15 protein-coding genes and 1 other RNA gene are annotated in these 14,875 nt (G+C 43.1%); 4 read left to right on the plus strand and 12 right to left on the minus strand.

Translation table 11 applies throughout. From position 1 onward, the window contains the following. Window positions 1-245: 245 nt before the first annotated feature. Complete coding sequence (locus BB427_RS07455) at window positions 246-506, minus strand: hypothetical protein (RefSeq protein WP_069020010.1); 261 nt, start codon at window positions 504-506, stop codon at window positions 246-248. A 123-nt stretch (window positions 507-629) separates the two neighbouring features. Beyond that, a complete protein-coding gene (locus BB427_RS07460; RefSeq protein WP_069020012.1) occupies window positions 630-2,819 on the minus strand; it encodes an EAL domain-containing response regulator in 2,190 nt (729 codons plus the stop codon). Window positions 2,820-3,039: 220 nt separating this feature from the next. On the opposite strand from BB427_RS07460, the gene BB427_RS07465 reads away from it, so the two are divergent. Both BB427_RS07465 and BB427_RS07470 read left to right on the plus strand, forming a co-directional pair. Beyond that, on the plus strand, window positions 3,040-3,522 hold the full coding sequence (locus BB427_RS07465; protein ID WP_069020014.1) for a hypothetical protein: 483 nt from the start codon (window positions 3,040-3,042) through the stop codon (window positions 3,520-3,522). Window position 3,523: 1 nt separating this feature from the next. Further along, window positions 3,524-4,402 carry a TIGR03899 family protein gene (locus BB427_RS07470; RefSeq protein ID WP_069020016.1) on the plus strand — a complete coding sequence of 293 codons (879 nt, stop codon included), beginning with the start codon at window positions 3,524-3,526 and terminating at the stop codon, window positions 4,400-4,402. Between the two features lie 81 nt (window positions 4,403-4,483). On the opposite strand, the gene BB427_RS07475 is transcribed toward BB427_RS07470, so the two are convergent. The 10 genes from BB427_RS07475 to rsmI all read right to left on the minus strand — a co-directional run bounded on the left by BB427_RS07475 (window position 4,484) and on the right by rsmI (window position 12,552). Continuing rightward, window positions 4,484-5,245 (minus strand): TIGR04219 family outer membrane beta-barrel protein, encoded by a 762-nt coding sequence (locus BB427_RS07475; protein WP_069020018.1) that lies wholly within the window; start codon window positions 5,243-5,245, stop codon window positions 4,484-4,486. Between the two features lie 4 nt (window positions 5,246-5,249). Then, on the minus strand, window positions 5,250-6,236 hold the full coding sequence (locus BB427_RS07480; RefSeq protein WP_069020020.1) for a DUF2333 family protein: 987 nt from the start codon (window positions 6,234-6,236) through the stop codon (window positions 5,250-5,252). A 17-nt stretch (window positions 6,237-6,253) separates the two neighbouring features. Continuing rightward, window positions 6,254-6,778, minus strand: coding sequence for a copper chaperone PCu(A)C (locus tag BB427_RS07485; RefSeq protein WP_069020022.1), 525 nt, complete (start codon window positions 6,776-6,778; stop codon window positions 6,254-6,256). Between the two features lie 95 nt (window positions 6,779-6,873). Next, complete coding sequence (locus BB427_RS07490) at window positions 6,874-7,215, minus strand: hypothetical protein (RefSeq protein WP_045987624.1); 342 nt, start codon at window positions 7,213-7,215, stop codon at window positions 6,874-6,876. 23 nt (window positions 7,216-7,238) lie between these two features. Then, on the minus strand, window positions 7,239-7,448 hold the full coding sequence (locus BB427_RS07495; RefSeq protein WP_069020025.1) for a PspC domain-containing protein: 210 nt from the start codon (window positions 7,446-7,448) through the stop codon (window positions 7,239-7,241). A gap of 48 nt (window positions 7,449-7,496) precedes the next feature. Continuing rightward, a complete protein-coding gene (locus tag BB427_RS07500; protein ID WP_069020027.1) occupies window positions 7,497-8,153 on the minus strand; it encodes a PspA/IM30 family protein in 657 nt (218 codons plus the stop codon). A gap of 179 nt (window positions 8,154-8,332) precedes the next feature. Next, window positions 8,333-9,352, minus strand: a complete 1,020-nt coding sequence (gene dusA / locus BB427_RS07505) for a tRNA dihydrouridine(20/20a) synthase DusA (protein WP_069020029.1) — start codon at window positions 9,350-9,352, stop codon at window positions 8,333-8,335. Window positions 9,353-9,552: 200 nt separating this feature from the next. Continuing rightward, entirely contained in the window at window positions 9,553-11,028 is a 1,476-nt protein-coding gene (locus tag BB427_RS07510; RefSeq protein ID WP_069020031.1) for a serine hydrolase domain-containing protein, read from the minus strand. 238 nt (window positions 11,029-11,266) lie between these two features. Continuing rightward, an RNA gene (gene rnpB / locus BB427_RS07515) (RNase P RNA component class A) lies at window positions 11,267-11,637 on the minus strand. A gap of 54 nt (window positions 11,638-11,691) precedes the next feature. Beyond that, entirely contained in the window at window positions 11,692-12,552 is an 861-nt protein-coding gene (gene rsmI, locus BB427_RS07520; RefSeq protein ID WP_017219056.1) for a 16S rRNA (cytidine(1402)-2'-O)-methyltransferase, read from the minus strand. Between the two features lie 60 nt (window positions 12,553-12,612). Between rsmI and BB427_RS07525 the strand changes: the two genes are divergently transcribed. Further along, window positions 12,613-14,499 carry a penicillin-binding protein activator gene (locus BB427_RS07525; protein WP_069020033.1) on the plus strand — a complete coding sequence of 629 codons (1,887 nt, stop codon included), beginning with the start codon at window positions 12,613-12,615 and terminating at the stop codon, window positions 14,497-14,499. 9 nt (window positions 14,500-14,508) lie between these two features. Next, complete coding sequence (locus tag BB427_RS07530) at window positions 14,509-14,874, plus strand: YraN family protein (RefSeq protein WP_069020035.1); 366 nt, start codon at window positions 14,509-14,511, stop codon at window positions 14,872-14,874. Window position 14,875: the final 1 nt, after the last annotated feature.

A 14,875-nucleotide genomic window follows, 5' to 3' on the forward strand; every position in this document is an offset into this window, starting at 1 on the left:
CTAAAACTGTCTGGCTAGATAATGGGATAATTTAATGTGTTATTAAAAACAATGAGTTAGCTCATTCCTTATCCAAACCTCAGGTTAAATAAGTGGAGATAGTCAGGAAAGATAAAGCGTAATTTAAACTTGAGAGAGAAAGAAAGGTAATTGCTCTAAAAGAGGAGTTTTCAGCGCAACTCGCAACTGTTTCCTCAATTAGAGCAAATAATTAGACTGCTCGTGCTAGTCTAACAAAGCAAAATTTACTGACCGCCCTGAACGCCAACAGTACTCTGCTGTCGGTTAAGCATGTCTTTTGCCGCACGTCGATCATGCTCGATCTGGTCTTTAGTACGACATCTTCGTTTTGTAAACTTACTACCAGTGATGATATCTTGCTTACAGTATAAATCATCTTGATTCTTAGCTATCGTGCTCTCATTATTGTTTTTTGCCGACTCGGTCGTTGAGTTACAACCCGACAGAAGCACTAATAGGACAACACAAACTCCTGCGATTTTCATAGCAAATCCTTTATTATTGATAATACAAAGTACCTAAGTACACTTAAGAACGGAGCGTTCAAACTTTAGTCTAATCAACATTACAAAGAAAAGCAATTGCACCGATTTTCACAACACAATTGACTAATTTGATTCTAAAAATTCAAGTAAGTCTCGCTCAGGCATTGGCTTTGCTAATAAAAACCCCTGTACCTCATCGCAGCCAAGCTTTTGTAACACCGTCATTTGCTCTTCTGTCTCAACGCCTTCCGCAATTGTTTTTAGGCCAAGATGCTGACCTAAAGAGATGACAAGATCGGCAATTGCACCGCTGTCATCATGAGGAATATCTTTGACAAAAGCACGGTCGATTTTAAGCCGTGCTAAAGGAAGTTTTTGCAAATAGCTCAAAGAAGAAAATCCTGTACCAAAGTCATCAATGGCCACCTCAACACCAAATTCTTGTAACTCTTGGAGTGTATTGATCACTGAGTTTACCTCATCCATGACTACACTTTCTGTCACTTCAAGCTCAATATGCTTAGGCTCCACATTAAACGACAAGATAGTGTCCTTAACCTGCTGTGCATAGTTTGGCACCTTAAACTGCGGCACAGAGACGTTAACAGCAATGCTAAGCTCACCGAATCCCTGTTGCTGCAAAGTTGCCTGCAACTGACAGGCTTGTTCTAATACCCATTGGCCAATTTCGACAATAAGCCCTGCATTTTCCGCAAGCGGAACAAAAATCGCAGGGGAAATATAATTCCCGTTTCCAGAAGGCCAACGCAACAAAGCCTCACAGCCAATCACCTTGCGATCAGCAATAGAAAACTGAGGCTGATACCAGACCTCGAGTTTTTTCATCTCAAAATCTTGCCTGAGCTGTCTTATTAACCCCAGCTTCCAAGCCATTTTTTCTTCTAAATCTGGGGTATACCAATCCAGTGGAATACTCGACTGTTTTGCTTGGTTAAGCGCAATATACGCAAGTTTTAAGGTCTCTATTCCTTGCGGTTGAAAGTCTTCTTGACGGCACACTCCAATATGAAAGTGCATAGTCAACAAATGCTCCCCGACATGGTAGGGCACGCACAAGTTATCAATAAAAGACTCTTCATCAAACTGCGACTCTGGCATTAAAAAGCCAAACACATCCGCGCCAATTCGTGAAATTAACTGGGCCTCAGGAAACTCAATACTAATTCGCTCAGCAACTCCTAATAACAACAAGTTCCCAACTTCTTGGCCTAAACCGTTATTGATGTCAGAAAATTGAGCAATATCAACAAGAATAAAAACGAGCGACTGTTGTTGGTTAAAGTAAGACTCTATTTTCTCGATAAAATTAGCGCGATTAGGCAGTTTGGTGAGATTATCTTTGTAAGCAACCTCACGTAATTCATTGAATAATTTAATATTATCAAGACCAACACCAACGTTAGTCAGGAATATCTCAGCAAACTTCAATTGCGCTTCCGATGGCTCAGCCTCTAGCTCTATATAAATGGCTGCTTTTTTGTTTTTGCTTTCAAGTAAGAAGGTAATGTCATGTGCGGTAGATTGGTGGGATTCGGTATCAATACAGTTTTGTACTTGCATGATGACGCGACCATTATCAAGCTGCTCTATACCATGACCAAAGAATTCACGGTACTGCTCACTACCGCCAAACACCCTTAAATGCATATCATCATCTAGGTAGCCACTCACTAAGCCTTCGCCTGACGCATCTAAAATATTCGCCAATTGGGCAACGACCGCTGCTGCAAAGGAGCCCATATCGGTATGGCCGAGTATGGCGCGAGAAGCTGAAAGGATCTGCTCTAGTGCGTGGCTTTGCGCTTCGAGCTCACAAATTTGTTGATAAGAACGGATAGCGGTAAGTAAAGAAGTAACCAGTTTGCTGCGGGTGAGTTCTGTCTTCATTTTATAATCGTTAATGTCGAACTCACGAATGATCTTTTCTTCCGGTGCATAACCCGGTTGACCTGTACGCATAATAATACGTACTGCCATATTTTTGATCTCTTCGCGCACTCGACGCACGACATTAAGACCTGCGTCGTCGGTTTCCATCACCACATCGAGTAAAAGGATACTGATATTATTTTGTTCTTTTAAAATCTCAATGGCTTCTTTGCCAGAATAGGCGTGAAAAAACCTGAGCTTTTTGCCCCAAAACTCTAAATTAGACAGCGCAAGTTTAGTAACAGAATGGATCTCTGGGTCATCATCAACGACTAAGACATCCCAAAAAGCACTTGTCGTTTCTTCTTCTTGAGTAACTTCTTCGTGCTCTGCAAACAAATAATCTTCTTGCTCAGGTGCCATGTTTTACCCTTTAAATCCGCACTACTCTTTAATTATAGGCACTGATTCACTCCAGTGTTTACCATCTTACAAAATATGGTACATTTTTACTATTACAGTTCTGTTTGATTAACATACATGAAATATTATAGTCGAGCATAGAACAAAATAGATGATTTAGCATACTTTTTACCAAAGAGGATTCTGTATCAAACGTTTATCTACTCCTATTAGAATGCTGATGATTTTGGCACTTATCATTGTGATTGCTGGTTTAGCGATGCCACACCATTATAAAGTGGTAAAAAGCACCGATATTTCTGCAAATAACACAACACTCTCTCCATTGGTATTATCCCATTGGCCAGCATTATTTAATTGGCAAGCAACCGAAGACATCCACTTTCGTATTTTGCCAAAAAAGCAACGAGTGGGTGGTTCAGCAGTGTTAGTGCATCCTTGGGGAGAAGCAGAAATGACCATCACCAAAATCAACGAACAGAGTTTAGAGCTGTCATTACATTTGGACGATGAACATTTAGCCAAAATCAGCCTTAATTTGTTGACCGTTCAGGCCGATAAAAAACTGACCATCACGATTGAAGGAAGAGCTAATACGCCGTTTATTGGCAGTTTTATCGCACTTTTTATGCAGCAGTATTTACAGCAACTAACTAACTCTGCAGTGAACCATATGCACACACTGTATAAACTACGAGCTTGATATGGCAGTCAAAAATGCACAAGTAAAGTCAGCTTTAGCGCTTTCGATTGAAGAAAAGCTCGGCTACCCCATGGTGAAACGGATCACACCGCTTGTCACTCAAAATGACCGTTATCAGTCTGATAAAAATAAAGATAACCAATACACGGTGCGAACTGAGCACGGCACGCTAAAACGTGCTCTAAAGCGCCAACAATTAATCAAAATCCAGCGCCAGCAAAATCTTGAGGCCATTATGGGCATGGCACTGACTTTATGCCCCGAGGTTACCGCCCGAGGTCGCCCCGACCCCGATTGGTTGGAGCACTTCATCACCCTTGCAGAAGACATTGCCAATCACTCTATGCAAAAGTTGTGGGCAAAGATATTAGTGGGTGAAAGTATTACACCCGGCACTTTTTCAATTAAAAGTCTGCAAACCCTAAAGATGATGACCCAGCGTGAAGCAACCGCGTTACAAAGATGTGCACCATTGTGTGGCTACTTAGAAAAAGAAGACAGCTACCTTATTCTTCATGGCTACTATAAAAAGCCGTCTATTTTTGATTTGCTACGTAAAGGCAGCACTGAATCCATCAACTTAAGCCAAGCTGGGCTGAACTTCCCAAGTATACTTACGCTGATGGATATTAATATCCTTTATCGGCAAGAAATTGAGTCCGCATCGCTACAAAAAGGACAGTCAATGCAGCTGGTGTATCTGCGTAAAAAAATGACCTTAACGGCCAAATCCAATGACTTGGTGCTGAGTTATTACAAGCTGACGCAAACCGGAGACGAGCTAAAAAAATTACTCCAAAGCCCAATCAATAAACAATACAAGCAACTTGTAGAAAAAGCCTTTGAAAGCGAATTTTCTCTCGAGTGGGAAGATAGATAAGGAAGTTGTTCTATTTACCAAACAAAAGCGGCTTGGTCGAACACTCGTACCAAGCCCGCTAAATGAGTAAACTACACTATCTTAGAAATGTAGTTGGATCCCTGCAAATGGACCAGAGACATCTAAGTCAGTGTAGATATCATCGATATCATCTAGCTCAAGTACCATAGAGCGATAACCCACTTTTACCGCAACATCAACAGCCATATTGTCGATAAACTCATAAGCGATACCAATTTGATAATCTTGAATTTTGCTGTCATCAATTGCAAGCATGCTGCCTTCGGCAAAAACGCTCAGTCCAGTAAACGGTAAGCCAACTTCGCCACGTAAGTAACCTAGAGGAACAAAGCCAGAGAATTCAACTTCTTCTGTGCGTGTTTGGCCATTTGCAGTACCAGTTACCATGATAGAACCGTCAAACTGCTTAAAGTTCACACCAAAGTCTAACGTCAACAAGTCATTGTCTAGCACTTCATAATACAATGTGTAGTCAATGTGGTTTAGATCTGCGTTTGTTGTCGCATCAGTACCTACCGTATAAACTTGGCCACCAAAGTCAAAAGACTCTGTTAACGTCGTTTGACCATTTAGCTCAAGCTCGGTATAGCGTAACTTGATATTTGGTACTAGCGGCACGGGATGCTCAAGTGCAGCATAGAAACTCGTAAAAGTTTCATCGTCAAAGTTAAAGGTTTGCATATTGCCTTTTTCAGCAAAGCTACCTTCGGTTTCGGTATCCCACCCTTCTGCACCGACATAAAGCCCGAGTACCGTGTCTGCGTGTGCAGCAGGTGCTAAGCAAGCGAGAGATAATGCCGCTGCTAAAAAGTGTTTTTTCATGATGTTATCCTTGCGCTAAAAGTTCACTAAGTTCGATGAGAGCCGCATTGGCTCGCGAAATATAATTTGCCATAACCAGAGAATGGTTCGCTACCAAGCCAAAGCCACTGCCGTTTAACACCATAGGGCTCCACACCGTCTCTTGAGTCGCCTCTAACTCTCTGATGATCTGCTGTAGGCTGACAAGTGCATTTTTCTTTTCAAGCACAGGTCTAAAGTCATGCTCTACCGCTTTCATATAGTGTAGTAACGCCCACGTGGCGCCTCTGGCTTCATAAAATACATCATCAATCTGCCACCAAGAGGTTTTCACCATATTATGGCTTGGCGTCATGGTTGCTTGATCAGCTGCCGAATCCCCAGCTAAATCGGTATTTAATCTGTCTTGACCTACGCTTGCACTTAATCTTTGACTTAAGCTACCCATGCGCTTTTCAGCTTCTTTTAGCCAAGCTCTCAAGTTATCAGCACGCGCATAAAACTGGCTGTCACGGTTACTGTTATCAGAAATTTGAGTCAAATACTGACGCAGTAAGTCATTGCCTTTTTGATATTCACCCTCAGCACTTGGCCACATCCACGCTGTTGAACTGATATTAAACTGTGGTTGGGCTAGCTTTAAACTTGGGTGTTCAGTCGATTGAGATTGTGAACGACTAAAATCTTTACGCATCGAAAGTGTAAGATCTCGTGTCATCTCAAGCACGCCGTATTCCCAAGCAGGCATGTTATCCATCATTACACTTGGTGGCATCATGTCATTCGACAAGTAACCACCTGGCTTATTTAAAAGCGTATCCGTCACTTTAATCAAGGTATGTGTCGTTACATATCCAGTGACTAATGTATTGCCATTTGTCTGCGCATCCGCTTTTGCTGCCGCGACGACGTCAAATTGCTCTGGTTCCACACTCCAATACACAGCTATAACATAACCCAGAAGTATGACAGCGATAATGCCAGAGATGATTTTTCCCGTATGATTTCCCATTTAATACCTCACTGTTTTTAGTGATGAGAGTGATGTCCGGCGTTTGATTTTTCTTTGCCACCAAACATGTCTGCAAGTGCGACGACTTCCGCCATGGTGAAGATCCTATCGCCATCAGCAAAATATAGCGTAAGCTTACGCTTCTCACCGACTTTTAATGTTTCTACTGGTTCAAACACCATTAAGTGATAACCACCAGGCTGAAATGTTACTGATTTACCCGCAGGGATCGCGAGCTCGTCGACACGTTGCATTTTCATCATGTCTTCTTTATGAACATGCTCGTGAATTTCAACACGCTTAACGCCTTCAAGCGCTGCCTTAACCAGCACTTTATTTTGCTGCGTTGGGTTTTCAATAACGAGATAACCTGCAGTTGAAGGTGCTGCCGGTAAAAATGCACGCACGGTTGCGTTGTGAACAGAAAGTTGCTCTGAACCATGATGATGTTCACCATGCTCATGCCCTTGATGAGCTGAAGCGTTAAAGCCGATAAAAGTTGATAAAGCAAAAATTAAGGTTTTGATTACACTTGATTTCATGTTGGCTTTCCTTGGATTTATAACTGCAAATAACTATATCACAGATCCCAATTTAGCGTGTTTTTTATCTCCTACCGCCAACAAAAACCCACTGCTCAAACTTTTGCTTGAGCAGATTTGTCTACCACTAACCACACTATTGCAATAATACAGATGAGTGGAAATAGCACTATCAGCGAATTAAATAGCAATGTCATTACTAGCCCAATGAACACAATAAGGAGCAACCCTAAAACACCCGCGCTCAAGAGTGCTCCTAGCACCACCAGCGCTACAATTGCAAATAGCAACGTGAGTATTTCAAAGCCAAACCAACCTAGGTCAAATCCCATATCGAGTTGCAGATCGCTGATGTCTAACCATATTAGTGGCAGCGACACCCAAGATAGCGCCAATAAAAATACCAGCGCTAATAATATACCGGCCACGACTTTCATAGTGCCTACCTCGTCGCCGTTACTTAGTTTTCGTATTGCGCTTTTGGCATTGCAAACCAAGCGACGCCATACGCCAATAACACCAACATTGGAAACTTAAAAAACAGCAATACCGTTAGTAAACGCGTTAACCAAATTGGCATATCAAAACGTTGTGCGAGTTGCGCACATACGCCACCAATTTTCTTTGCACTATTCATTTGAGACAGTGTTGATTGATATCTATTTTTCATCTTTATCCCCTTTCGCTTTGATTGCTCAGTTCGTTGCTTTGGGCGAGCCTAGCTCGCCATTTTTTGCTTCAGTTGGGCTAATTCATCGTCGATTTGTTGTTGCTTTTGCTCATCTTCAAAGCGCTGCCATACATCGGGCTGCCCTAAGTCATAGGATTCGACTTCAGCTTCAAGGCGCGCCACCTTACGTTCTAACTCGTCGAACTTGCGCGTTGCAGAGTGCATATCGCCACTATTCAGCGTTTGTTTGATGGTTAACCTTGCCTTACCAGCTTCCAAGCGGCGCAACATGGCCTTTTCTTTTGCCTTTAATTGCTGAATTTTGCTTTGCAACTTGTCCGCATCTGCGCTGAGTTTTTCAAGTGCAGGCGTTAGACCATCAATTTTTTGCTGTGCTTCTTGCGCTTTTTCGGTTTCTCGCTGCTTTTGCTCAAGGGCTGAGCGGGCAAGATCTTCACGATCTTTTTCAAGGGCATGTTCGGCTTTACTTTGCCACGTTGTCGCAGCTTTATTTGCTTGCTCAACTTGGCGCTGCGCTACTTTTTGTTGGCAAATAAGCTCTGCTGCCGTTGCACGACAATCAGATAGCGCTTCTTCTAAATCACGCACTAACTGAGTTGCCATTTTTTGTGGGTCTTCGGCTTTGTCTAGTAACGCGTTAAGTTCTGCTTTGATAAGATCTTCAATTCTGTTGATGATGGTCATTGTTCGGCTCCTTTTATAATATAGTTAGACTATTCCAAGAGCCGTGCCAAAAATAAAAACAAAATTAAATCATTGAGTTAAGGTTTTTTGAAAAGAAAAATAAATTTATTGAGATACATTAAATAGTGAAAAAGACGATAAAATCGTCTTTTTCACACACAGGATTGGAGCAATATATTTTACGCTTCAGGTACAAAAGACAGCGCCTTTTCCATCACCTCTATGCCAGCCTCTTTTTTGTGACCATTTTCTGATAAGTGACGACGGAATCCTCTCGCTCCGGGCTGATTTTGAAAAATACCCAACATGTGACGCGCAATATGCCAAAAGTTTGCACCATTCGACATTTCACTTTCAAAGTAGTCATACATGCTTCTTACGACTTGATGGCGAGTTTGCGTAAACGCAGCTTCGCCATACAATAGCTCATCAACCTGCGACAACATAAACGGGTTGCTGTAGGCTTCACGGCCAACCATTACGCCGTCAAGGTGAGCCAAATGATGCTGGCATTCCTCAAGAGTTTTAACACCACCATTAATACTGATATGCAGATCTGGATAATCTTTCTTTAATTGATAAACGCGAGGATAATCTAATGGCGGGATCTCACGGTTTTCTTTCGGGCTTAAGCCTTGCAACCATGCTTTACGGGCATGAATGATAAAGTCATCACAGCCCACCGCCTGCGAGGCTTCAATCAACGCCGTAAGAAACTCATAGGAATCTTGTTCATCAATACCAATGCGCGTTTTTACCGTTACCGGAATATTCACTTCTGCCTTCATCGCCGCCACACAATCAGCAACGAGCTGAGGCTCAGCCATTAAACACGCCCCAAAGCGACCATTTTGCACGCGATCTGACGGGCAACCCACGTTTAGGTTTACCTCACTGTAGCCATATTGCTCAGCACGCTTAGCACACTCTGCCAACGCCTTAGGATCAGAGCCACCCAACTGCAATGCCACTGGCAACTCATGTGCACCAAACGCCAAATAATCCCCTTTACCAAAAATAATCGCACCTGTGGTGATCATTTCAGTATAAAGCACCCCGTGTTTAGTCAGCTTACGGTGAAAGGTTCTGCAATGGCGATCCGTCCAATCTAGCATGGGTGCAACGCTAAAACGGCGAAAGGCATCAACGCAATGGTTCGGTGTTTGTGGTGCTAAGGGTGGAGTTGGTTGTTGGCTCATGGTATGGCTTTCTCAATCAGATTTGCTATCAACGAGCAGTACTAATTATCTATAGCAGTACATAGCTCAAATAGGTGATTGCGTATTATACCGCAGCTTCTAATAGTTCTTAAGTATAATTGCCAATAGCAAACACAAAAAAGCCGCAAGCTCTTGAACTTGCGGCTCTTAACCTGCCGTGCTTGTGGCCTTTTGATGACTTATAGATGACGCTCTACTTCCGCCATTTTATTTTTTGCGAACTGACTGTTTGGGTTTATCGCAAGTAACTGCTGATAATGCTCAAGTGCTTGTGCATACTGCTTATTTAACTCATACGCTTGCGCGATGCTGTTATGGTAATATGGCTGCTCGTTATTTTGTGTCAGCGCAAATTTAAAGATTTCGATACCATTATTAACTTGGCCATCTTCAACAAGCTTATTGCCCCACTCCACCAAGATCTCTAAGTCATACATTACACCGGTATCTTGCTGTGTTTTTGCAAACGTAGTGGCAAAGTCAGTAAAGCCATGTTTATCTGTAAGTTGCTTTAAGTATACCATTGGCTGATAAGCCTTTTGCTTACTAGCGTCGTTAAAGTTGGGAATATAGTAAGCGGCAATATCATCAACAAACTCAATGGGTAATCCACCCAACAGGTTAGTAAGCACAATCACCGAAACCTTGTCTTCAGGGTAGGTGATCACTGTGGTCGCATTTCCACCGCTTGCGCTGATCGCTGGGTGATATTTACGCTGAATCACTTGCCAGCCCATTGCATAGCCGTTTTCTTTGGTGTTAAAGGCTTCTGTGCGTCCGTTGTTCAGCTTAACAGGCTTCCATAGCATATCTAACTCTTTAACCAGCTCGCCTTGTTGTAGTGATACAACATAGTTAGCCAGCTCCGTTGCGGTTGAACTCATTCCCGCTGCGGTTCTCAACATATAAGGGAATTCGCCGTAAAAGTTTTTGTAATTCCCCTCACCTAAATGAATATATTGGCGAGCCTGATTTGGCACCATGAGCTCAAGATAATCAAAACCTGCCTGCGCGGTTTGCGGCATATTGGCACGTGCTAACTGCATCTTGGTAATAAAAGCAGGAAACCCTTCAGGTGCATATTTATCAATGATTTTACCCAAAATCACATAGCCGGTTTGGTTATAACTAAAACGCGAGTTGGGTGTAAATTGAAGAGGCTGCTTTTGCACAGCTTGCCATGAGGCTTCCGCATCATTCGGTACAATGGTTTCTAGGGCATAATTTGATGCCAGGATCGGCGGCAAACCTGTGGTGTGACCCATTAATTGATTAATTTTAAGTTGCTGCCAAGCCTTTGGTAAATCGGGTAAGTGCTTACCAATTTCATCGTCAATGTTTAGATAACCTTGTTCAGCGAGCTGTACAATCGCAACACCGGTAAACGCCTTTGTCATCGAATTAATCGGAAATAACGTCTGCTCAGTCACAGGCACTTGATGCTGTAAGTCTGCAAAACCATAACTTCCTTGCTTAATGATTTTATCGTCTTTAACCACGGCTAACTGTAATCCGGGAATATGCCTTTCTTTCATGAGGGTTTTGATCAGCTTGTCTACCGACTCAGCCTTCACTAAGGATGAAAATAATGCCGACCATAAAAGCGTGCCAAACCATAAAATGGTTGATAATAAGACTTTGTTGTTCTTGTACATGATAGTTCCATTACTCATTTTCGTTAGAGAGATAGCTCTATCTTTCCAAGTATTGTACCAACCTTAAAAACCATTATTTATCAGAAACTTAAACAAAATCAGCAAGAAAAAATTAGTGAATAAATTAACGAAAAGTGGTGAGATATACAAATAAATGGCGTTTTTAACAAGGTAATCGTGAGGTGATAAAGTGGGAGTCTCAAGCGTAAACATCTCATGTAGGGATGTTTACGCTTGAGGTGTGAGTCAGCCTATAAGCCGGGTTCTGTTCACTCCCGAAGGAGATCGATAATCATTCGTCTAGGCCTAGGATCGCTCCTAGGCTCGAGCAACCTACCCGGTTCCGATGCGGGCCACACCATAAGGAACCCTATTTGGTCTTGCTCCGGGTGGAGTTTACCTTGCAACCAACTGTTACCAGTGGCCCGGTGCGCTCTTACCGCACCCTTTCACCCTTACCGGTCCCGAAGGACTTAGGCGGTCTTCTCTCTGCTGCACTTGTCGTAGGCTCACGCCCCCCAGCCGTTAGCTGGCACCCTGCCCATTGGAGCCCGGACTTTCCTCCCCCTGATCATTTTCGTCACAGGCAGCGATTATCCGGCTGACTCAGGCGGGCGATTATACGCACTTTAATGCAATAACGCACGCGATAAATTGCGTGTATTACGCTTCTCGCTCAGCAATGATAGCCTTATACAAGGCGTTCTTTTTTAGCCCTAAATATTCAGCTGCTACGCCGCAGGCCTTTTTCAATGGCATTTCTGGCTCTAGTAACTCAATCAGCTTTTTCGCTTCTGGTGTTAATGCTTGTTCATCTCTTTGTTCACCGGGTAACATCAACACCAGTTCACCTTTTTGCTTTTCAGGCGTTGCGGTTAAAAACTCAATGAGCTCGGTAACCGTGCCACTGAAAAAGGTTTCATAGGTTTTGGTCAGTTCTTTAGCAAAAACAACTTGTTGTGTTTCGCCCAGCGCGATTTTCATATCTTCTAGACTTGCCATAATGCGGTGGGTGCTTTCGTACAAGATACTGGTGATACCAGAGGCGACTGCATCTTTAAAAAATTGCTGACGCGCTTGGCTTTTTGCAGGTGAAAATCCCACGAATTGGAACTTATCTGTCGGTAAGCCAGAACAACTCACCGCAGCAATGGCGGCACACGCGCCAGGAACGGGAGTCACTGTGGCACCTGCTTCACGGCACAGGTTTACCACGGCATAGCCTGGATCGCTGATAAGCGGCGTCCCCGCATCAGACACTAGCGCGATGTCTTTACCTTCGTTTAACCAATCTAAAATTTGCTGCGCTTTTTGCTTCTCGTTGTGATCATGCAGTGCAAAAGTTTTTGCTTTAATGCTAAAGTGGCTCAATAATTTACCGGTGTGGCGCGTATCTTCGGCAGCGATCAAATCGACCTGACTTAACACTTTCAGTGCACGTTCACTGATGTCATCTAAATTACCTATTGGTGTCGCTACAATATGTAGGGTGCCGATTTTGTTTTCGTTGTGAAGATTAGCCATTGAGCTCTCCAATATCAGTCAGTAAGATATCCACTCAGTCGTGAAAAAGAAGGTTTGCCTGTGCAGTTTAAAAAGATAGCGCTTTTAGTTGCCATATTGTCGGGGTTATCCGCTTGTAGTACAAGCACAAATGTCACCAAATCCGCCCAAGAAACTAAAACAACTAAAGCCGTTAGCCAATCGGATGACAATGCCGCGTCGTTATTTGCAAAGGCGCAGACTAAAGAAGGCGTTGCCAAAATCCAATTGCTATATGCAGCCAGAGACGCTGCTATCTTAGAAAAAGACTGGCAAATGTTAGAGCAAATTGGTTTAGCGATGGAAGCAAAAGCCAGTGTTGATCATATTCAAAACAAATTATACATCGCACTTGCTCGCAAAGAATTGTCGCAGTATGCCAATGCGTTAGCCATCCTGAACACACTAGAAGGTAGGCTCAACACCCCTGAACACCAAGCTTGGTATGAGTATTTATTGGGTAGTATTTATGCCTCTCAGCAACTACCAAAAAAAGCGTTGGTTGAGTATTTTAAAGCGGCTGATATTGCCAATGAACATAACTTAGCGGTGGCCGGGTTACACGAAGAGATTTGGCTCGCGCTACAGCAGCTATCAAGTTACGCCCTAGAGCGCTTTGATTCTGGCTCTGTTTTACAACGTGGTTGGGTGACACTGGCTAAATATCAACAAATTTATTTGGGTTCTAGCGTCCAGCTCGACCAAGCCATGAATAATTGGCGTCGTCGTTTTACTAATCACCCTGCGGTTGCTTTGCTGCCTAAAGATTTACAAGGCGCGGTTGCGCTTGAACCTTACCAAGTTAAAAGACTTGCGGTGTTGTTACCACAATCAGGTGCGAGCGAGCGACTCGGTACAGCGCTTAAAAATGGTTTCTTGGCTGCTACTGACGAAGGGACGATTGAAGAGGTCTTCTTCATTGATGAAATGGCATCCGAGTCTGAAATAGTAACGCAACTTGCTGAGGCAAATGTCGATTTTGTCATTGGTCCATTATTAAAATCCAACGTTGAAAAACTACTCGCAGATAAAGGTTTTGCGGCTTACCCAACTTTGTTTTTAAATGCACGCGAAACGCTTACGCCTAGCAGTAGTGAACAGTACTTTTTTGCGCTTAACCCTGAGCATGAAGTCGAGCAAGCAATGAAGCACTTTCTTGCTAAAGGCTATAAAAAACCCATGTTACTGGCTCCAGCGAACACCTCTGGTAAGCGTTTAATTGAGTATTTTGATCAAGGTTGGAAACGCTACAGTGAGACCGCACCAGAAGTGGGTTATTATACCAATAGTACCAACATGGCGGATGTCATCACGGATATTTTAGAGGTCGATGCATCCAAAGCACGCACTAGCGTCATCAAAAGTCTATTTCGCAAAGAGGTCAAAAGTGAAACACGCTCTAGACGCGACATTGATGCCATCTATATTTTAGGTGATGCAATGGAAACTAGACTGCTCAAACCTTATTTAGACGTCAATGTCAGTACATTTTCCGATAGGATCCCTTTATATGCCAGCTCTCGCAGCTATAGTAAACAAATTGATGTTACTGATAAGGGCGATTTAGAAGGACTTTATTTTACCGAGCAGCCTTGGATGCTACCGGGTGCTGTTGAAAAAGCACCGCTTCGAGATGCCTATCAATCTTTATGGCCTGAGCAGGCCGATTTAGAACAGCGCCTGTTTGCAATGGCATATGACGCCACGAATTTAGTCCCCGAGTTGCGCCAACTGGCTTGGCTCTCGGGTAAAAGTTTTGATGGCTTAACCGGTCAGCTCAGCATACGCGGTGGCAGTGATGTTGTGCGAAAGCTCAGCTGGGCACAGTATCATAATAAACAAATTCGTTTGGTGAGCTTAGATGAACAGCCTCCGCTACCATTATTTATGCAACAAGAGAAACCTGCGGGAGACTCTTTGATCAGATAGGATATCTGGATGTTTAAAGGATTATTTAGCAACACACGGAGTAAGGGCGAGCATTTTGAGGTGATTGCGGAGCAATTCTTGGTAAAACAAGGATTAACCCCCGTCACCAGAAACTATCTCTGTAAATACGGAGAGATAGATCTCATTATGCGAGAGTCGCAAACCTTAGTGTTTATTGAAGTAAAGTATCGCGATAGCAGCCACTTTGGTGGCGCAATTAACGCACTATCAAAAACTAAGCTTCAAAGATTAAAGCGTAGTATTTATAATTATTTAGCACAGCAAAATTTGCATAACACGCAACTTAGAGTCGACTTTGTTGCCATTCAAGGGGCCGATCCCCCTGAAATAAACTGGATTAGAAATATTTTTTAGC

Source organism: Pseudoalteromonas sp. BMB (assembly GCF_001709235.1).
GTDB classification, from domain to species: domain Bacteria; phylum Pseudomonadota; class Gammaproteobacteria; order Enterobacterales; family Alteromonadaceae; genus Pseudoalteromonas; species Pseudoalteromonas maricaloris.